The organism is Xanthomonas prunicola, from assembly GCF_002846205.1.
GTDB classification, from domain to species: domain Bacteria; phylum Pseudomonadota; class Gammaproteobacteria; order Xanthomonadales; family Xanthomonadaceae; genus Xanthomonas; species Xanthomonas prunicola.
Genome location: NZ_PHKV01000004.1, coordinates 99,230 through 118,844, shown reverse-complemented (window position 1 = coordinate 118,844; position 19,615 = coordinate 99,230). Strand labels below are relative to the sequence as shown.

Annotated in this window: 13 protein-coding genes; 4 read left to right on the top strand and 9 right to left on the bottom strand. The window is 63.6% G+C overall.

Annotated features, from left to right (window positions below):
* Positions 1-73 precede the first annotated feature (73 nt).
* A complete protein-coding gene (gene upp, locus XpruCFBP8353_RS13960; protein WP_101363765.1) occupies positions 74-706 on the top strand; it encodes a uracil phosphoribosyltransferase in 633 nt (210 codons plus the stop codon).
* Positions 707-987: 281 nt separating this feature from the next.
* Here the strand turns inward: upp and XpruCFBP8353_RS13950 are convergent, their stop codons facing one another.
* Positions 988-2,733 (bottom strand): glycoside hydrolase family 9 protein, encoded by a 1,746-nt coding sequence (locus tag XpruCFBP8353_RS13950; RefSeq protein WP_101363763.1) that lies wholly within the window; start codon positions 2,731-2,733, stop codon positions 988-990.
* A 364-nt stretch (positions 2,734-3,097) separates the two neighbouring features.
* Between XpruCFBP8353_RS13950 and XpruCFBP8353_RS13945 the strand changes: the two genes are divergently transcribed.
* On the top strand, positions 3,098-3,667 hold the full coding sequence (locus XpruCFBP8353_RS13945; protein WP_101363762.1) for a hypothetical protein: 570 nt from the start codon (positions 3,098-3,100) through the stop codon (positions 3,665-3,667).
* Between the two features lie 161 nt (positions 3,668-3,828).
* Here the strand turns inward: XpruCFBP8353_RS13945 and ggt are convergent, their stop codons facing one another.
* The 5 genes from ggt to rsmD form a co-directional block, all read right to left on the bottom strand.
* The gene (gene ggt / locus XpruCFBP8353_RS13940) at positions 3,829-5,607 is read right to left on the bottom strand and encodes a gamma-glutamyltransferase (RefSeq protein ID WP_101363761.1); all 1,779 of its coding nucleotides are present in this window, start codon (positions 5,605-5,607) and stop codon (positions 3,829-3,831) included.
* Entirely contained in the window at positions 5,604-5,888 is a 285-nt protein-coding gene (locus XpruCFBP8353_RS13935; protein ID WP_029220241.1) for a YfhL family 4Fe-4S dicluster ferredoxin, read from the bottom strand. Before XpruCFBP8353_RS13935 ends, ggt begins: the two co-directional genes overlap by 4 nt.
* 231 nt (positions 5,889-6,119) lie before the next feature.
* Positions 6,120-6,617: a hypothetical protein gene (locus tag XpruCFBP8353_RS13925; RefSeq protein ID WP_010372366.1), complete on the bottom strand. Its 498-nt coding sequence runs from the start codon at positions 6,615-6,617 to the stop codon at positions 6,120-6,122.
* 46 nt (positions 6,618-6,663) lie between these two features.
* Entirely contained in the window at positions 6,664-7,170 is a 507-nt protein-coding gene (gene coaD, locus XpruCFBP8353_RS13920) for a pantetheine-phosphate adenylyltransferase (RefSeq protein ID WP_101363760.1), read from the bottom strand.
* On the bottom strand, positions 7,167-7,787 hold the full coding sequence (rsmD, locus tag XpruCFBP8353_RS13915) for a 16S rRNA (guanine(966)-N(2))-methyltransferase RsmD (RefSeq protein WP_101363759.1): 621 nt from the start codon (positions 7,785-7,787) through the stop codon (positions 7,167-7,169). The genes coaD and rsmD overlap by 4 nt, the downstream gene beginning before the upstream one ends.
* 237 nt (positions 7,788-8,024) lie before the next feature.
* Here rsmD and htpG point away from each other — a divergent pair, with 237 nt between their 5' ends.
* Together htpG and XpruCFBP8353_RS13905 are read left to right on the top strand one after the other, a co-directional pair.
* Positions 8,025-9,929 (top strand): molecular chaperone HtpG, encoded by a 1,905-nt coding sequence (htpG, locus tag XpruCFBP8353_RS13910; protein ID WP_101363758.1) that lies wholly within the window; start codon positions 8,025-8,027, stop codon positions 9,927-9,929.
* A 250-nt stretch (positions 9,930-10,179) separates the two neighbouring features.
* Positions 10,180-10,872 carry a hypothetical protein gene (locus tag XpruCFBP8353_RS13905; RefSeq protein ID WP_101363757.1) on the top strand — a complete coding sequence of 231 codons (693 nt, stop codon included), beginning with the start codon at positions 10,180-10,182 and terminating at the stop codon, positions 10,870-10,872.
* Positions 10,873-11,041: 169 nt separating this feature from the next.
* Here XpruCFBP8353_RS13905 and XpruCFBP8353_RS13900 read toward each other — a convergent pair whose 3' ends face one another.
* The 3 genes from XpruCFBP8353_RS13900 to XpruCFBP8353_RS13890 all read right to left on the bottom strand — a co-directional run bounded on the left by XpruCFBP8353_RS13900 (position 11,042) and on the right by XpruCFBP8353_RS13890 (position 19,300).
* Positions 11,042-13,417 carry a glycoside hydrolase family 127 protein gene (locus XpruCFBP8353_RS13900; protein WP_101363756.1) on the bottom strand — a complete coding sequence of 792 codons (2,376 nt, stop codon included), beginning with the start codon at positions 13,415-13,417 and terminating at the stop codon, positions 11,042-11,044.
* Between the two features lie 160 nt (positions 13,418-13,577).
* Positions 13,578-16,472 (bottom strand): TonB-dependent receptor domain-containing protein, encoded by a 2,895-nt coding sequence (locus tag XpruCFBP8353_RS13895; protein ID WP_101363755.1) that lies wholly within the window; start codon positions 16,470-16,472, stop codon positions 13,578-13,580.
* Between the two features lie 482 nt (positions 16,473-16,954).
* On the bottom strand, positions 16,955-19,300 hold the full coding sequence (locus tag XpruCFBP8353_RS13890; RefSeq protein WP_101363754.1) for a S9 family peptidase: 2,346 nt from the start codon (positions 19,298-19,300) through the stop codon (positions 16,955-16,957).
* Between the last annotated feature and the right edge of the window lie 315 nt (positions 19,301-19,615).

Sequence of the window (19,615 nt, the reverse complement as noted above, 5' to 3'; positions counted from 1 at the left end):
CGTCACATTCAATCTGTGGCGACGCACCGCGCGGCTGCGGCACACTGTGCCCCTCTCCCGCCTGCCGCTGCCCATGAAAATCGTCGAAGTCCGCCACCCCCTCGTCCAGCACAAGATCGGCCTGCTGCGCGATGCCGCCTTGAGCACCAAGGGCTTCCGCGAGCTGGTCACCGAACTGGGCACGCTGTTGGCCTACGAGGCCACCGCCAATCTGGACACCGAATCGCACACCCAGCCGGGCTGGGCCGGCCCGGTGACGGTGCAGCGCATTGCCGGTGCCAAGATCACGCTGGTGCCGATCCTGCGCGCCGGCCTGGGCATGCTGCCTGGTGTGCTGGCATTGATTCCCACCGCACGGGTGAGCGTGGTCGGCCTGCAGCGCGATGAGGAGACCTTGCAACCGGTGCCCTACTTCGAGCGCCTCACCGGCCGCCTGGAAGAACGCGACGCACTCATCCTGGACCCGATGCTGGCCACGGGCGGCACCCTGATTGCCACCATCGACATGCTCAAGCGCGCCGGCGCGCGGCGCATCAAGGGTATCTTTCTGGTCGCTGCACCGGAAGGCCTGAAGGCATTGGAAGCGGCACATCCGGACGTGGAGGTCTACACCGCCGCCATCGACGACCATCTCAACGACAAGGGCTATATCCTGCCCGGCCTGGGCGATGCAGGCGATCGGATTTTTGGCACGCGGGTGGAGTGAGCTGTCCAGCCGCGAAGACGCGCTGGACAAGGACGATGCGGTGATCGGCAGCCAAGCCTCTTTCCCGCCGGGGCGAAACGGCACAGCGTGCGCGCCACCGGCGCGCGTGCCTTGGAGCGACCGCGCCGCGAGCGCCGGCCGGGGCGCGGAGCGGGACTTGAGCCGAGGGTGGTCCGGCGCGCCACTGCTCTTGCCGACGCTGCGCCCCAATCCGGCGCTATGCATCGCCTTCTCCCCATGGGAGAAGGAACCCCGCCGTCTCCGATATGCCTTCGCTCAGCTCAGTGCGTCGACGCCTCGATCGCCGCGCTCACATACACCAGCGGTGCATTCCAATTGATCGCCACTTCGTTGGTGGAGTAGCTGCAGAAGTTGTCCAGGTACGAGAGCGCCGGCAGTTTCGAGGGGTACGGCACCTTGCACTCCTTGGCATCCTGATGCCCCGGTTGCGGACCACCCACCAGCCAACCCGGCACCGGTGCTGCGATGCCGTCGGCTTCGGAGGGGCGGTGGTGGATATGTATCGGCGTACGCGTCCCTATCCCGGTAACGAAGGACAGCCCCAGCGGATTGCGGCCCAGGATGTAGTCCAGCTGCGATTGCGCGGCATCCAGGAACTGGCGTTTTTGCGTCAGGCGGTAGCCCTCTATCAGCATCATCGCGCGGTTGAGCACCCCGCCATTGCTGCCCCACACGAAATTGCTGTCGGCCATGGCCACACGCCACGACGACGATTGCCAAGTGTCTGCCAACTGCTGCGCCAGGTCGGTGATCTCCCTTTCGATCTTCGCGCGATCGGCATGCGGCGTGAGCCGGTCGCGGTGCTCGGCCAACGACATCCAGGCCAGGCCACCGACATTGCCCCACGACGGCACCGTGGCCGGCACGTTGCGCGCAATCATCGCGTCGTAAAGCCCGTCCTCGTGAGTGGCGATATACAACTCGGCCGCCGCCCAAGCGAATTCGTCATCCAGATGTGCATCGTCGTACCCCCCGGTGAGCATGTCGCTGGGCTGGTGATAAATCACATCCGGATGCTGTTGCGCCCACGCCCAGGCAGCGCGCGAGGCTTTCAACATGCGCGCCGACATCCCTGGATACTGCTTGTCGAACGGTGCATACACGCGACTGGCCACGGCCATCACCGCTGCGAAGTCCAAGGTCGCGGCGGTCGTCTTCATCACCACATAGCGTTGCTGCTTGGCCTGATCCGGCATCACCAACCCATCGAACCGCGTGTTGGTGAGCTTGTGATACACGCCGCCATCGGCGGGATCCTGCATGGCGAGCATCCAATCCAGATTCCACCAGGCCTCCTGCAGGATGCCGGGCACGCCGGGCGCATCGTCGGGGATGGTCAGCGGCTTGGACTTGAAAAAGGCCGAATACTGCTCGTAAGCCGCCAGCAAGGTGTAGGTGCTGATGCCGGAATTGACGATGTACTTGTTGTAGTCGCCCGCGTCGTACCAGCCTTTGGGCGCGCTGATCACGCTATCGGTCGGACGCGTCGCCGACGCTGCAGACGGATGGATGCGCACCTGCGTATCCGGGTGTCCGGCTGCACGCGCATAGCGCCCGGCGTACCGCGCTGGCAGCGCGGTGCTGGCACGGTTGAAATAGAACGCTTTCAACGCTGCATCGACCAACGGCTGATACGCATGCGCGTTGATTGCGAACGCATCCGATGCCGGCAATCCGTCGACCTTCACCCGATAGGTGCCGGCCAGACGCAGGCTGGAAAAATCCGCCACCTGTGCCTGCTGATCGGCCGGCGACCACACCGCGGCCGGCTGCAAGGTTCCCTGCAACACGTTGCGGCCCTGCGCATCTTCGACCGTGAAGCGATTCGAGCGGATTGCTGCGCCTTGTGGCAGCCCGACCACGACAAGTTTTTCCGAGCCCGGTAGATAGCCGAGTTGGTTGACGTGGATGGCTCCCCCGGAGCCAGCGATTGCAGGCTCAGCAGTACAAACAGCCGATGCGACGACTAGCGCAGCGGCAATCAATAACGCGGTCAATTTTTTCATATCTCATGGTGTCCGCACCGCACCGCTACTACAAGGCCGATCAGCGAAGGCGATTGCAGCTGAACGACGCTACCAATCGCTTGGTCAGCACTTGGGCTTGCTGACCGGTTCGAATTCACTAAGTGCACAAGCGAGTTCCAGAATTCAACAACGGCTCGCCAAACGGTGATATCGATACTTTCGCTTCAATGTACTGCCGGCTGTTTCGCAGTCCTTCGGTAGTTGCACCGAAGGGATTGGCCGACACCGCCTAAACGCCGCCCAAGCATGGCAACGCGCAGCTACATCGCATCGAAACGGCCGCAATTGCCGTGATTTACGCCAATTCTTCGCGCCGACACCAACTTACTTTGGCACTGCGGTGATGCTGCGCACCACCGCAGTGCAAGCCCAACTGGAAGCTCACCACATCCAACGGGCTCTACAGCAAACCATTCTCTATGCAAAGGATGACCACATGACGATCCCGTTGACCGCTCCCTGTTTTTTCTCCTACCGCAGCGCATGCCAGCCGCGCCCTTCGCAACGGCGTCTACGCGGAGGAAGAAGTCTCGCCATCGTGCTGTCGATCGGGCTGCTCAGCCTGGGCCAGACCGCGCTCGCCACGAAGGTATGGAATGCCAACCCCAACCAGGTTCAGAACAACTGGATTTCCGGGATGTACGCCAACATCAGCGGTCCGTTGAAGGCGACGTTGCAACAGTGCGAGGCGGCTGCGCAGCCGGCATGCGAGGTAACGATTGAGGCCAATGGCGGTGTCCATATAAGCAGGACAGACAACCGGCAACACTTCACGCTACGGTTCACCGGCAACGCCGCTGCGTATACCGCCTGCCACGTCTATCCGACGACACCAAACATTCCTGGTAGCAAAGGTCTGGATGGTGCTAACTGCTACAACGGGGGCAACGCCACCTACTTCAAACTCAACTGATGCAGGCGGCGGTCGCTCGACGCTTGCGACATTCGCGCCGCCATCGCAATGCGGCCGGTTACCTGACACAACACGGGGCGGGCTTTCGCCCACCCCGTGTTACGGTTCCTGTTTGCCATCCGCCCTGCCCTACGGCGGCGCGCGCAGCAGATCTGCCTGCGTTACTGCGCAGGCGTGCCCAACTGCACTTGCGCCTTGCCCACCGGGTTACGCGGGTCGCTGCCGCCGCTGAGCATGTTACTGCGCTTGTCCCATTCCACCGTTTGCAGGTTGCCCCACACATGGCTGGAGCCGCGGCCGCCTTCGGCGGTGTCGCCGGGCAGTTTGAGTGCATGCCCCATCGCTTGCAGGCCCTTGGCGGTCTGCGCCGAAAACGCGTCGGTCTCGGCCTCGATGACGTCCGGCAGCCACTGGTGGTGATAGCGCGGCAATGCGCTGACCGCTTGCGCATCCAGGCCGGCGTCGTACCCCAGGATACCGAGCAGCACCATGGTGATGATGCGGCTACCGCCCGGGGTGCCGAGCACGATCGCCTTGTCGGCCGACTCCATGAAGGTCGGCGTCATCGAGCTGAGCATGCGCTTGCCCGGCTTCGGCGCGTTGGCAGCGTAGCCCATCACGCCGAACGCATTGGGGGTGCCAGGCTTGAGCGCGAAGTCGTCCATCTCGTTGTTGAGCAGCACACCGGTGCCCTTGGGAATCAGGCCCGAGCCATACAGCAGGTTCACCGTCTGCGTGGCGCCGACGCGGTTGCCTTCGCCGTCGATGATGGAAAAGTGCGTGGTCTCGTCGTCTTCCAGCGGCGTGGGGTTGCCCGACAGCAGATCGCTGGGCGTGGCCTTGTCCGGATTGATGGTGGCACGCAGGCCTTGCGCATAGTCCTTGCTGGTCAGCACCCGCTGCGGTACGTCCACAAAGTCGGGGTCGCCCAGGAAGAAGGTGCGGTCGCGGTAAGCGCGGCGCATCGACTCCACCACCAGATGGGTGCGATGCACGTCATCGAGTTTGTTCAAATCCCAGCCTTCCAGAATCTGCAGCATCGCCGCCAGCGCGATGCCACCGGACGACGGCGGCGGCGCCGTGGTGATGGTCCAGCCACGGTAATCGAACTGAATCGGCGTGCGCTCCTTGACCCGATACCCTGCCAGCTCGGCCGCGGTCCACTGGCCACCGGCCTGCTTCACGCCAGCCAGCAGCTTCTTGGCCGTTTCGCCCTTGTAGAACCCGTCGAACCCCTTGTCGCCGAGCAGCTGCAGCGTATGCGCCAGCTCCGGCTGCCTGAAGATTTCGCCTTCGGCAATGGGTTTGCCACCACGCAGATACACCTCGCGCGTCCCGGGGTAGCGCTCCATCACCGCGCGCCGCGAGACATACCCCTTGGCCATGCGCGCGTAGACGGGGAAACCCTCCGTCGCGATACGGATCGATGGCGCCAGCGACTGCTTCAGCGGCAACCGGCCGTGTTTGGCAGCCAGTTCCACCAGTGCCGCGGGCAGGCCCGGGATGCCGGCCGACCATGGGCCGTTGATCGAGCGGTCGCGGTCCAACTCGCCTTTCTTGTCGAGAAATTGCGCTTCGGTGGCCGACTCGGGCGCGGTTTCGCGCGCGTCCAGCATTACGTCCTTGCCGGTCTTGGCGTCGTGCAGCAGGAAGAAACCACCACCACCCAGCCCCGAGCTGATCGGCTCGACCACCGCCAGCGTGGACGACACTGCCACCGCGGCATCGAAGGCATTGCCCCCTTCGCGCAGGATCTGCAGACCGGCGTCGGTGGCCAGGGCATGGCCGCTGGCAATCGCCGCACCGGGCGGATGCGTGGCAACCGGTGCCGTCGTGGAAGCCGCCGGCCTGGCGGCATCGGCGCACCAGGCGGCAGGCGCCAGCACCAAGGCCAGCAACAGCAGGCCAGGCGCGGAGAAAGGTCGGGACAAAATGCTCACGGGGCGGGAGGCTCCTGTTCGTACAGTTCGGGATGATCGCGCTGCAACTGCATCAGCTTGGCCAGCAATTGATCATGGGTTTCCGGAATGTCTGGATCCGGATCGATGCATTCGACCGGGCACACCACCACGCATTGCGCTTCGTCGAAATGGCCCACGCACTCGGTGCACCGTGCCGGGTCGATGACGTAGATGGTTTCGCCCATCGAGATGGCCTGATTCGGGCACGCCGGCTCGCAGACGTCGCAGTTGACGCAGAGCTCGTTGATTTTCAGAGACATATCGGCACTACGATGGGGCGCGGCACAGCGCGCTGCAATCGCAAGCGCTGGAACGCAATGTACCGCTGCGGCCTGGCGCACATGGCGTGCAGCGGCAGATGGACAACGCCGTGGGCGCTGTCGGATGCCGGCCTGACACGGCCGGCTCCGGTGGAGTGCGAACTCAGCAGCATGGCGCGTTTCCACGCCGCGGCCGGATGCGCCCTCCCGCGCATCCGGCCTGGTACGGCATTACTTGGCTTCAACGAAGATGTATTCCGCGCCCTTGGGCTGGACGATGGTCTGCACGCGCGCGTTGTCGGCCGCGTTGCCGATGAACAGCACGCGCACACCCTTCATCGAGTCCGGGGCCACGTCCTTGAACGCTGCATCGATCAGGTCGGCCATCTTGCTGGACGCCGACGAACCGAAGGCCAGCATGTTGCCCGGCTGCACGCCACGGGCGAGCGCGGTCTTGACGCTTTCCAGCTGACGCTCGTAGCTGCCGGCAAACTCGGCATCGGACTCCGGCGGCAAGTAGTACAGGAACGGGCTGTTGGTGGTGGTGCCCAGATTCTGGCCGACCACTTCCTGCAGGTACTTCTTCCAACCGGCGTTGTCGTCCTTGGCCGGTGCGGTCAACGCAGCCGGAGCGGCGGCAGCGGTCGGTGCCGGCGCTTCCTTCTTGCAGGCGGTGACCGCCAGAGCGGCGATCGAAGCGAGCGCCAGAGCGCGCATGGTGTGTTTCATGAAATTCCTCCCTTTGAAATGCGTGTGGTGATGTGACTGCAACTGATCAGGCCTGCGCGCGGGATTGCCGCACCTGCCGCAAGGCTTCGACAACCGATGCCGGCACGAAGCCGGAGACGTCCCCGCCCAGCCGCGCGATTTCGCGCACCAGCGAGGACGAGATGAAGCTGTACTGCTCGGCCGGTGTGAGAAACAGCGTTTCCACCTCCGGGATCAGATGGCGGTTCATGCTGGCCATCTGGAATTCGTATTCGAAGTCGGACACCGCGCGCAGTCCGCGCAGCAGCACGCCGGCGCCCATCTCGCGCACAAAGTGCGCCAGCAAGGTATCGAAGCCGCGCACTTCCACATTGGTATGCGCCGCCAGCGCTTCCTGGGCCAGTGTCACGCGGCGCTCCAGCGACAGCGCCGGGCCCTTGGAAGGGCTGTACGCCACGCCCACCACCACGCGCTCGAACAACGGCGCGGCGCGGTTCACCAGGTCGATATGACCGTTGGTGATCGGGTCGAAGGTACCGGGATAGACCGCAGTGCGGCTATTGGCAACGCTCATACGGAGACTACCGTGGTCGGATCGCTCTTCAGTGTAGCAGCGGCCCGGCGGTACAGCGCATAGCGCACTTCACGGGTGGCACCCTCGCGGTGCAGATGCCAGCCGGCCGGCAGCAGCGGCGCAGCGGCGGGCGCTTCCAGATACAGCCAGGCATCGGCGGCCACATGCGCCGGCAGGCGCTCCAGCACTGCGGGCCATAGGCCGGCAGCAAATGGCGGGTCGACAAAGACGATGTCGGCCAGCGCTGCGGGCGCACGCTCCAGCCAGCGCATTGCGTCTTCCTGCAGCACCTCGACCTGCGTGGAGGCGTCCAGACGGCTCACGTGCTCGCGCAGCCGCTGCACCAGGCCGGAGTCGCGCTCGATCAGGGTGGCATGCGCTGCCCCACGCGACACCGCCTCCAGCCCCAGCGCGCCGGAGCCCGCGAACAGATCCAGCACGCGCGCGCCGGACAGGCGCGGCATCAACCAGTTGAACACCGTTTCGCGCACGCGGTCGCTGCTGGGGCGCAGGCCGGGCAAGGTGGGCACCGCCAGCCGCGTATTGCGCCAGCGCCCGCCAACGATGCGCACCTGCCCTTCCGCGGCCCGCGGGGCCGGCCGTTGCGGGCGGCTCATCGCCAGGCCCCTGATGGCAAGCGGGGGCAACATCGCAGTAGCGCAGTTGGCAACATGGCTTCAAGCAAGACGAATGGCCGGTCATGATACCGCCGCCATTGTCGTCGTCGCCCTGCCCCGCGCCGACAGCGGCACGCGAGATATTCGCTCGGGCCCGCCTTGAAAAATCGGCAGACGGCCGCATTCCCCAGGCCATCGGCCGCGTTGCGGCCTGGACCACCACGGAGCACGACCCCAATGACCGTTGAAACCGACAAGCAGACGCTGGGCTTCCAGACCGAGGTCAAGCAGCTGCTGCAGCTGATGATCCATTCGTTGTACTCGAACAAGGAAATCTTCCTGCGCGAGCTGGTGTCCAATGCTGCCGACGCCGCCGACAAGCTGCGCTTCGAAGCCTTGGTCAAGCCCGAGCTGCTGGAAGGCGGCAGCGAGCTGCGCATCCGCGTCGACTACGACAAGGACGCGCGCACCGTCACCATCGACGACAACGGCATCGGCATGAGCCGCGAGGATGCGGTCTCGCATCTGGGCACCATCGCCAAGTCCGGCACCGCCGACTTCCTCAAGCATTTGAGCGGCGACCAGAAGAAGGACGCCAACCTGATCGGTCAGTTCGGCGTGGGCTTCTACAGCGCCTTCATCGTCGCCGACCAGGTCGATGTGTACTCGCGTCGCGCCGGCCTCCCGGCCAGTGAAGGCGTGCATTGGTCATCGCGCGGCGAAGGCGAATTCGAAATCGCCAGCATCGACAAGCCCGAGCGCGGTACGCGCATCGTGCTGCAGCTGAAGGAAGGCGAAGACAACTTCGCCGATGGCTGGACGCTGCGCGGCATCCTCAAGAAATACTCCGACCACATCGGCCTGCCGATCGAAATGCGCAAGGAGCATTACGGCGAAGACGCCGACAAGCCCGCCGAGCCGGAGTGGGAATCGGTCAACCGCGCCAGCGCACTGTGGACGCGCCCCAAGTCCGAGATCAAGGACGAGGAGTACCAGGAGTTCTACAAGCACGTCGCGCACGACGCGGGCAACCCGCTGGCGTGGAGCCATAACAAGGTCGAGGGCAAGCTGGAATACACCTCGCTGCTGTTCGTGCCCGGACGCGCCCCGTTCGACCTGTATCACCGCGATTCGGCCAAGGGCCTGAAGCTGTACGTGCAGCGCGTCTTCATCATGGACCAGGCCGAGCAGTTCCTGCCGCTGTACCTGCGTTTCATCAAGGGCGTGGTGGATTCGTCGGACCTGTCGCTCAACGTCTCGCGCGAGATCCTGCAATCCGGCCCGGTGGTCGATTCGATGAAGTCGGCGCTGACCAAGCGCTCGCTGGACATGCTGGAGAAACTCGCCAAGGACAAGCCGGACGACTACGCCACGTTCTGGCGCAACTTCGGCCAGGCATTGAAGGAAGGTCCGGCCGAGGATTATGCCAACCGCGAGAAGATCGCCGGCCTGCTGCGCTTCTCCTCCACGCATGACACCACCGGCGCGCAGAGCGTGGGACTGGCCGATTACGTGAGTCGTCTGGCCGAGGGCCAGGACAAGCTCTACTACCTCACCGGCGAAAGCTACGCGCAGATCAAGGACAGCCCGCATCTGGAGGTGTTCCGCAAGAAGGGCATCGAAGTGCTGCTGCTCACCGACCGCATCGACGAATGGCTGATGAGCTACCTCACCGAATTCGACGGCAAGTCGTTCGTGGATGTGGCACGCGGCGACCTGGACCTGGGCAAGCTGGATTCGGAAGAAGACAAGAAGGCGCAGGAAGAAGTCGCCAAATCCAAGGAAGGCCTGGCTTCGCGCATCAAGGCTGCGCTGGGCGACGATGTGGCCGAAGTGCGCGTCTCGCACCGTTTGACCGACTCCCCCGCGATTTTGGCGATCGGCCAAGGCGACCTGGGTTTGCAGATGCGTCAACTGCTGGAAGCCAGCGGCCAGGCGGTGCCGGAAAGCAAGCCGGTATTCGAATTCAACCCGGCCCATCCGCTGATCGAAAAGCTCGATGCGGAACAGGACATGGACCGGTTCGGCGATTTGAGCCGGGTGTTGTTCGACCAGGCTGCATTGGCGGCGGGCGATAGTCTCAAGGATCCGGCTGGGTATGTGCGGCGGTTGAATAAGTTGTTGTTGGAGTTGTCGGCTTAAGGCTTACGAAGCATTTGCGATACACCAAGACCGGCGCATGCGCCGGTCTTTTTTTATGTCTATGCTGGATGATGGAAGATGCCTCACCTGCGTCGCAGATCACTTACCGAGTCGAACGTCATCATCGGAGAGTTGAACGCGTATTAGCCGCCACCGTGGGGCAGCAGGCAGCCACCTGCACTCGCGACGTGGCCAGTCACAAAACAATTGAAATGACCTGACTCCTGCAATGCAACAAGGCAGAACTGCAATGATGAACCATCGCTTCCTATTTGCACTGCTCGCCGCTTCGGCGGCCTCATCTCCGGCATGGAGTTCGGATATCGGCGAACCAGCAACTTGGCAATCACCGCGATCCGCTGAACTCAATCGAACCGGCGACTTGCCGAAATTGACCGAAGCATTGATCGCCAAGTTCGATCCCGATGGCAACATCGTCCCACCAACCGTCAGCGAAGCGCAATTCATCGATCTTGATGACGATGGCACGTTGGAGCTTGTTGCGCTGGTCGACTATTCGGGACGACAGTTTTTCAGCACGATGATTATCATCACGACCGTCAATGCAAAGCCGGTCGTGGTGACATACCGCAGCAACGGCGCCAACATGGAGCACCTGGGCGAGCGCATCATTACAGAACCTGAAAACCCGAATAAATTGATTGTCGCAGACCGTTTCATCGAGGAATACAAAGGGTCGACCGCAAGCGCCAAAGAACAGCGACTTCTGGAACTCAGATCAGCCACGCTGCAGGATGTCAGCATGCACTATCCCAGCTACTACCTCACCAAGCATCTGCCCGCACTGGAAAAACAGGCCCGCATGTCTGCTCCAGTCCATCATGCAGACGACGCCGGGCTTGGCTCGATGACTGCCGACGAGAATAAGCGCGTGCTCAGACAGGAGAGAGAACGGGCTCGGGAACAGTCGCTAGGCACGTGATGCCTTGGTTCCACCCGTACCTGGATTTGTGGCGCTCCCATTGGAGTACCCCTAGCTGCCGCAGCGTAGTTGTATCGATTGGCTCGTCCACATCCCGCACCACGCAGATCGGCTGTCGATGGGATGGCTCGCTCTCATCGTGGATCGTAAGCTCGGGTCGGCGCACTACTCACGCCGACTCCAACACCCAGCACCCGAACGCCGGGCCGGCCGAATAGCCGGTCTCCGGCTCGATGCGGATCTGCAGGGTGGTACGGCCGGCGAGTACTGCAGGCAAGGCGTAATCCACATCGACGAAGTCCAGCCCACGATTGCCGTCCAGGCGTTCGTTGGCGATGAGTTCGCCGTCGGCGAGGATGCGGAAGCGGCGGCGGGTTTCGTCGCCCCAGTAACGCAGGCGCAGGATGCGGGCCTGGGCCGTGTTACGCAGCGTAAAGGCGATGAAACCGCCGGTGCGGGCGTCGCGGCCGGCGCGGCGGCGGTAGCTCAGTGCGTAGGAGCTGTCGCTGGTGAGGGCGTGCGCCTTTTCCGATGCTTCCTCGCCCAGGGCGATGCGATCCAGTGCACGCGCGTCGAGTGCGCGTTGCGCCGCGTCCGCTGCCGCCTGCTCGGCCTGGCGTTGTTGCCAGGCGGAGGCGTCGCGGTGCTCCAGGTAGACGGCGCTGCGGCGATCGAACTGGGCGTAGAACGGGGAAAACTGCCATTGCTGGGCGCCATCGGCATAGGCGTAGTGGCCGTGGGCCGGCAGCGGCCGCAGGCGTTGCAGGACGTCATCGCCACCGATCAGCACCGGGGTCTTGTTGCTCCACGGCGTTGCGGCGTCGCCGAGGTCGGCTGCCAACACCAGCGGGCCGCGCATGATCGCGACCCATGCCGGATCGTCGGGTGTGGGTTCCAGGCGCAGCGGCATCTCCAGCTGCAGCGACACGGTGTCGCCAGCTTTCCACAGCCGTTCGATGCGCAGGTAGCCCTCTACCGGCTGTGTTGTTTGCAGCTGCCCGTTGACCTGCAGCGTGTGCGCGCCGGCCCAGCCGGGCACGCGCAAGGCGAGCGTGCGCGTTTCCGCAGGCGCGGCGTCGATGCGTAGCGTCACCTGACCTTGTTCGGGAAGCGCGCTGCGCAAGCTCAGCGCAAAACCCGCTGCATCGCGCACGCTGGAGGGCACATACAGATTGACGTAAACGCCCTGCCCGTCTTCCCAGTAGATCGAGTCGCCGAACTGCGCGTGCGCCTCCATGCCGCTGCCGACGCAGCACCAGAAATCGTCGAACGGTGTGGACCAGCCGCGTGCTTCGCCGGCCAACAGCGGTGTCATGTAGGTGAACATGCCGGTGCGCGGATGTTGCTGCGCCATCACGTGGTTGAGCAGCGTGCGTTCGTAATAGTCGAAATACGCAGCCTGCGGCCCCCATTGGTACAGATGCCGGGTGAGCTTGAGCATGTTGTAGCTGGCGCAGTGCTCGCAGGTCTGCTCGGTGAGGAACTTCGAGATGCTGTCTGGCTGCTGGAAGTACTCGCGGTCGCCGTTGCCACCGATCACATAGGTGTGATGGTTGGTGACCGTGTGCCAGAAGAAGCGCGCTGCCGCGCCGGATGCTGCATCGCCGGTGACCTCGTATTCGCGCGCCAGGCCGATCAGTTTGGGGATATTGGTGTTGGAATGCTGGTGCACCAATTCGTCGCGTTGGGCGACCAGTGGGTCGACCACGGCGTGATGATGCAGGCGCTGCGCCAGCGCCAACCACTGCGCATCGCCGGTTTGCACATGCAACTCGACGAACGATTCGTTGAGGCCGCCGAATTCGCAGGACAGCACCTTCTGCAGCTGCGCATCGTCCAGCGCCGCGAAGATGCCCTGCAGATAACCGGCCAGCCCCACCGCGACCTGCAACGCCTGTGCATTGTCGCAGTGCGCATGCACGTCCAGCAGGCCGGCAAACAGCTTGTGCCATGTATACAGCGGCGCCCAACTGCCGTTGAGATAGAACGGCGCCGGGTCGATCTTGCCGCGCTTGAGTTCATCGAAGACCGCACGCCCGCTTTCGATCTTGCCTGCCGCGTTCTTGCGGGTGAAGCCGGCCACATAACCATCGCCTGCATGCGCCTGGCAACGCGCCAGTTCGCTCACCAGATACGCGGCACGCGTGGCGCATTGCGCATCACCGGTTTGCGCATGCATCAATGCCAACGCACTGAGATAGTGGCCCAGCGTGTGCCCGGCGATGGTGTCCGCTTCCCAGCCGCCATAGGCAGACGCCTTGGGGTCGAGGCCGGCGTACAGCACGAAGTTGTGCAATAGCCGGTCCGGCTGCAGCCGCATCAGGTAGCGGCGATTGGTGTGCAGCGCATCCAGGAACAACGAGGGCGTCAGGCGGACCTGGGCGAGCGGCACCGCGCGCATGCGGCCAGGCTGGGCGGCACTGGCATCGGCGGGGAAGCGCAGCAAGCCCGCGGCCACCGCCAGGCTGCTCCAGGCCAGAAAACGCCGCCGCGACAGGGTCAAGGCGCGGTCGGTGATGCGCTCGGTGCTGGATGGCTCTGTCATGGGGTCAGCTTAGCTCCTGCCGCTGCTTGCGGACTGCGCGCGCCGTTACAGCACAGGCCGACAATCGCGCTGCAGGGCATCTGGACGACATGGTCTGCTGCTGCCCGGCCGGTTCGGGCAGCAGCCGTGTTCCGCGACAGCGGCGTCGACATGGCCGCACTCAAAATTTCACCGTTGCACGCGCCCAATAGAAGCGACCGAGCAGATCGTAGGTGGCCACGTCGGTGTTCGCATTGCCCACGTTGTTGGAGTAATACAGCGGCGGCTGCTTGTTGGCGATGTTGTCCACGCCCACTTCAAAGCGCGTATGCCACGGCTCCACGTTGTAGCCGAGCTGCAGGTTGTTGTAGACGTACGCACCGATGTTGCGCACCACCGTCGGCGTGCTGGAATCGGCCGACAGGCTCTGGTCCGGATCCGAATTGCCGATGGCCGTATGGCCTACATAGCGGATGCGCCAGGTCGCACTCCAGTCATCCAGCGCCCAGCTCACCGTGCCCAATGCGCGCCAGCGCGGAAAATTGCCGTAGGCCTGGGTGTAACGGCCCACGTTGTGGATGGTGACCGAGCTGGGATCGGTGGTGTCGGGCAATACGTCGTAACGGGTGAGATAGGTGCCGTTGAGGCCGGCGGTGACATTCCCCCAGGCCATTGCGGGCAAGCGGTAGGTCAGGTTGAAGTCCATGCCCTTGGCCCACAGTTTGCCCAGGTTGACTGTGGGCTCGGCGATGTAATTGATGGTGCCGTTGCCATTGCGATGGATCAGCGCACAGAACGAACTGGCCGAGTTGGCGAAGCACTGATTGAGCACGGTCTGCGCGGATACCGTGGTGATGGTGTCTTCCAGATCGATGCGCCACCAGTCCGCACTCAGCGACAGCCCGTCGATCCATTGCGGGTCGTACACGAACCCGACGTCGTAGGACTTGCCGGTCTCAGGCTTGAGCTGGTAGCCCGCCACTGCCGCACCCGATGCCTTGCCCGACACCTGCCCGTCCGATTGTTGGTAGCTGCCATCGGTGGGTACGTTGGCGCAGGCCACCGTGTTGCCGCCGGTGTAGCCATTGCACGGGTCGTTGACGGTTGCCGAATCGCCGGTCACACCGGTGTAGAGCTCGTTGATATTCGGTGCGCGAAACACCTGCGAGACGGTACCGCGTAGCAGCAGGTTTTCGATGGGACGGTATTCCAGCGACAGTTTGCTATTGGTCTTGCTGCCCACCGAGCTGTAATCGGAAAAACGCGTGCCCACGGTGATGTTCAGCGCATTGATGCCGGGCAGATCCTTGAGCAGTGGGAACAGCGCTTCGGCATAGGCTTCCTTGACATCGAAACTGCCGCTCAAGGTGGACGAGCAGAATTCGATCACTCCGCACAGGCCGTTCTCATCGCCGGTCCATCGTGGGTCCGAGGTGGTGGTAGAACGTTCCTTGCGATACGAAATACCGGCTGCAAGGCTGGCCGAACCGGCCGGCAGTTCGAACAGCGTACCGTTGGCATTGGCCTCGAATTGCTTGACCGTGTACACGCTGGTGACAATGGGATTGACAACCATGCCCTGCAACGTGGCCAGGTTGGCGCTGTCGTTGAGGTTGAAGAAGTTCAGCGGCGTGCAGCCTGCAATCGCCGCGCCCGCGCTGCCGCACTTGACCGTGCCATCGCTGTCCAGGAACGACGGGCCGATGGCCTGATTGAACGCGGCATAGTCGAGAAAGCCGTTATTGATCGACTTCTGCTTGACCTTGCCGTAGTTGAAGGTGGCATCCCATTGCCAGGAGCTGTCGCCGAAACGGCCGCGCAGGCCCGGGCTGATCTGAAAGTTGTAGGTGTTGTATTGATAACTGCGGTTGCCCAGCACCGTGGCACGCGTATTGAGGTCGTTGTAGGAGGTGCCGGTGGTGCGATCGGTGCCGAAATTGACGCTGAACGGGTTGTAGTAGCTCTGTGCCGACACCAGGATGTTGTCGCCATTGGAGAAGATCGGAATCGGCGCAATGATCGAAGCCGATTCGGTTTTACTGAACCAGGTGTTGACATAGCCCTCGACGCTGTCGCTGAAGCGAAACGTGCCCAGCAGGAAGGCATTGGTGCGCTTTTGCGGCGTCTGCAGCAGGTTGAACGGCTGGTAGTTGTAGGAGTCGGCGCTGGCGTTGTAACAATGGAAATCACCTGGGCCCGCACGGCCGTTGACGCCGCCATTGAGCGTGACGCGCGCGCAGCCGTTGTCCTGCCGAAGCTGATTGGATTGATCCGAGCCATCGTTGAAGTTGACCGTACCCGTAGGGGTGGCAGACGAGCCCTGCTTCACCGGCACGCCATCGGTCAGTGCCAGCGCATCCTTCGAATAGTCGCGCGCACCGGCCGAGACCGGGTCGATGTTGTGATACGACAGCCCACCGATCAGGCTGCCGCGCTCCCAGGTCTTGCCAGCGGTGAGGGCGAAGTTGCGGCGGTTGCCATCGCGCTCGCTGCTGGTACCGAAGTCGCTGCTGAACTGCACGCCGTCGAAGCGAGAGCGCAGGATGAAGTTGACCACGCCACCGATGGCATCGGAGCCGTACACCGCCGAGGCGCCATCGCTGAGCACTTCGATGCGCTCGATCATGCTGGACGGAATGGCGTTGACGTCGTTGTAGGCCAGGCGGATGCCATTGACCAACACCAGCGTGCGTTTGTCGCCCAGGCCACGCAGCGAGATCGCCGAAGCGCCAGTACCGCCGCCGTTGTTGGTATAGGGGTTGGTGGCGTTGCCGGCGATCGATGGCAGTTCCTGCAACAGATCGCCAACGGTCGCTTTGCCGGTGGCAGCGATCTGTTCCTGGCTGACCGTGACCACCGGGTTGGCGGTTTCGGTATCCACGCGACGCAAACGCGAGCCGGTGACGACCACACTGTCCAGGGTCTGCGTTGCATCGCCGCCGGTGGCCTGCTGCGCAGACGCCGGCGCAATCGCACCGGCCGACAGCGCCAGCAACAACGCGGTGGTGAGCATGCTCGGTAACGGCCGCATGGTTGCGCCAGTGGTGCGGGAGAAAGGCAACGGCAACATCGGCATGCAGGGCTCCTGGGTGGTACGACAGACAAACGATGGGCAACGCACGCCCGTGCCGGCATACAGCAGCGCAGGTGGACGTAGATGGCAGACGCATGCTCCAGGGGACCGCTGGCAACGGCCGTGGTGCAGACACACAGACAACCTGCGACACAGGCGAGCGAACGATCGCGCAGCAACGCGGTTGTCAGGCACGATGTGCGTTTCGCACTGGATGCGCCCATGCGCTCCAGTTTCAGCAGTTGGTCACAATGTGCCTGTGCGTAGACGCTACGTCTTGTCGCATTTGGCGACAGCGCATGCGGAAAACAGCATGTTTCGCAACTGAACGATCATGCGTCGATGGCTTGACCGCGCTCGAGCCCGCACGCGTGCGCACTGCTGTGTGGCGATTAGGGATGCAGATGAAGACGGGAAGGATCGGGGCATCGTCCTCGATGCGCCGCGCAGGCGATCAGGTCAAAGCACGTGACCCGCAGCGCACATCACGGCGCCGGTGCGGCTGGCGCCGCTGCGGTGCGATTCCAGTCCGGCGTTGGCGTTTGCTGCATCCAGCGCGCGAAAAAATCCAGCAGACGGCGCCTGCCGTAATCGCCACCGGCACCGTGGTCGCCGCCGGGCACGACCAGCAGATCGAAATCCTTGCCGGCCTTGATCAAGCGGTCGGCGACCTGGAAGGTGCTGGCCGGGTCCACATTCATGTCCATGTCGCCAGTGACCAGCAACAGATGCCCCTGCAGCCGCGCGGCGTTCTCTACGTTCGACGATTCGGCGTACCACGGGCCTACCGGCCAGCCCATCCACTGTTCGTTCCACCAGATCTTGTCCATGCGGTTGTCGTGACAACCGGAATTGGCCACACCCGCCACATAGAACTCTGGATGAAACAGCAGCGCCCCCAAGGCGTTCTGCCCGCCTGCCGAGGTGCCGTACACACCGACACCGCCGTCGATGTCATACCACGGGTAGTGCGCGGCGGCCGCCTTGTGCCAGGCGATACGATCGGGCAACCCGGCGTCCTTGAGATTGCGCCAGGCCACATCGTGGAAGGCGCGCGAGCGGTTGTTGGTGCCCATGCCATCGATGGATGCCACCGCGAACCCCAGCCCGGTGAGTGATGGCGTGACGGTGGTAAAACGCTTGGGGACGAACGCGCCCTGCGGACCGGCATAGATGTCTTCGATGACCCGGTAGTGCTGCTGCGGATCGAGCTGCTGCGGGCGATAGATGACGCCCCAGATCTCGGTCTTGCCATCGCGCCCGGCGGTATGGAACGGCAGCGGTGCTTGCCACCCTGCCGCCAGCAAGCGGCTCAGGTCGGTGCGCTCCACGGTGCGTGCCAGGCTGCCATCTGCGCTGCGCCGCAGCTCCAGTACCGGGCCCAGATCCACACGCGAATACAGGTCCAGCATCCATGTTCCATCCGGCGAGTAGCGCACCTCATGATCGGCAGCCAGCGGCGTCAGTGCGGTGAGCCCGCTGCCATCCAGGCCGATGCGATAGGCGTGGCGGTAGTACGGGTCCTCGCCGGGCTGCATGCCGGAGGCAGTGAAGTACACCTGCCCTGCGGCTTCGTCGATACGATCGAGCTTGCGCACCACCCACTCGCCACGGGTGATCTGACGGATCACCTTACCGCTGCGACCGTCGTACAGATAGAGCTGCTCCCAGCCATCGCGCTCGGACGCCCACACGATCTGCGCGCCATCGTCCAGATCTTGGCGTGCGTGCTTGCCGCCGTTTTCATGCTCGCCGCTGAGCTCGGAGTATTCGATGAAGGTGGGTGATGTTTCGTCGATCAGCGTGCGCGCGGCGGCCGTGCGTGCGTCTACTTCGATCACCCGGTACAGCTGGTGGCCGCGTGCGTTGTATTCAAAGGTGAGCCCGCGGCTGTCCTTCCACCAGACCATCTGGCTCAAGGTAAAGGCATTGGGCAGCAAGGTCATCGCTACCGGATGCGCAGCGTGCGTGGCGACGTCGAACAACACCGGTTGCATCACCGGCAATACATCGCCCGGCTTGGGGTAGACCTGCTGATGCAACTTCGGCTGCACCTGATCGGCTGGCGCCGATTCGATGTAATACACCCTGCGCGGCGGTGGCGCCTTGACCCGATACGCCGCCAGATGCTGCGAATCCGGCGACCACACCACGCTGTCGAGTGCGTAGTAATCCTCGGCGCTGCCATCGTGGCTGAGCACGCTGTGCTCGTGACTGCCGACCGGCGCGATGACCAGATTGGCCTGCTCCACCCAGGCCCGCCAACGGCCATCCGGCGATAGTTTGGCCTGGCGTTCGCCCTGCTCGAGCGGCAGGCGCATGTCCATCGATTCGGCCGGCACGTCGCGTTCGGGCACATGCGTGCAGCGATAGCGCAGCAGATCGCATTGCCAGCCCAGCCTCGCCAACTGGAAGCTCAGGCGCTGCTGTTCCAGGGTGGGCACCTCAAGTTGCAGTCGCGCTGCGTCGACCGCCTTGGCACCGGCCTGCGTCAATGCTGCGGCCAACCGCGCGTGATCGAAGGCCAATGTGTTGCGGCCGCTGGCCGCCTCCACCAGGCGGTATTCGATGGCCGGCGCCTGGTGACTGCGCGCCACCCCACGCCGATACAGAAAATGTCCTGCATCCACCCACACTGGTGCCGCGGGCTGCCGGTCCACCAGCGAGGCGTAATGATCGGACAAGCCCAGTGCCTGCGTGTATTGCGCAGGCGTGGGCGCGGCCACAGGCGCTGCAGTCACTGACAGGATCGGCATGAGCGCGAGAGACACGCACCACGCTGCGATGGTGCGCAAGCGCATGGCGGGGATGTGCGGCACCTGCGACCTCATGGAATGAGTGGAACGACAGCTTGGCATTGATGGACGATGGCCGAGCCCGTGACTGCAATCGCTGCGACAGACACAAGCGATGTACGTTGCGGCAGCTCGCTAGGGAGTCACGGTGCGCTGGCTACCTGCATCCGAACCTTTGCTGGCTATGTGGTGTGGAGTGCGTCAGGGCGGTTGAAAAAACGGGTGCGCGTTCGCGACGCACGTGCGTACGTGCGTGCGTGCGGTCTATGAAATCCGAATCGTCATACACCGCCAGTGCACTCCGCTGCCTGCGTACCGTCAGCATCCGTGCCACTGCCGCACGCTGCGCTG

Bases quoted from the DNA above. Each gene is read 5' to 3' on its own strand.
- htpG (WP_101363758.1), top strand. From the start codon at position 8,025: ATGACCGTTGAAACCGACAAGCAGACGCTGGGCTTCCAGACCGAGGTC.
- XpruCFBP8353_RS13890 (WP_101363754.1), bottom strand. From the start codon at position 19,300: ATGAGGTCGCAGGTGCCGCACATCCCCGCCATGCGCTTGCGCACCATC.
- XpruCFBP8353_RS13900 (WP_101363756.1), bottom strand. From the start codon at position 13,417: ATGACAGAGCCATCCAGCACCGAGCGCATCACCGACCGCGCCTTGACC.
- XpruCFBP8353_RS13895 (WP_101363755.1), bottom strand. From the start codon at position 16,472: ATGCCGATGTTGCCGTTGCCTTTCTCCCGCACCACTGGCGCAACCATG.
- XpruCFBP8353_RS13925 (WP_010372366.1), bottom strand. From the start codon at position 6,617: ATGAAACACACCATGCGCGCTCTGGCGCTCGCTTCGATCGCCGCTCTG.
- XpruCFBP8353_RS13950 (WP_101363763.1), bottom strand. From the start codon at position 2,733: ATGAAAAAATTGACCGCGTTATTGATTGCCGCTGCGCTAGTCGTCGCA.
- upp (WP_101363765.1), top strand. From the start codon at position 74: ATGAAAATCGTCGAAGTCCGCCACCCCCTCGTCCAGCACAAGATCGGC.
- XpruCFBP8353_RS13905 (WP_101363757.1), top strand. From the start codon at position 10,180: ATGATGAACCATCGCTTCCTATTTGCACTGCTCGCCGCTTCGGCGGCC.
- XpruCFBP8353_RS13945 (WP_101363762.1), top strand. From the start codon at position 3,098: ATGCTGCGCACCACCGCAGTGCAAGCCCAACTGGAAGCTCACCACATC.
- rsmD (WP_101363759.1), bottom strand. From the start codon at position 7,787: ATGAGCCGCCCGCAACGGCCGGCCCCGCGGGCCGCGGAAGGGCAGGTG.
- coaD (WP_101363760.1), bottom strand. From the start codon at position 7,170: ATGAGCGTTGCCAATAGCCGCACTGCGGTCTATCCCGGTACCTTCGAC.
- XpruCFBP8353_RS13935 (WP_029220241.1), bottom strand. From the start codon at position 5,888: ATGTCTCTGAAAATCAACGAGCTCTGCGTCAACTGCGACGTCTGCGAG.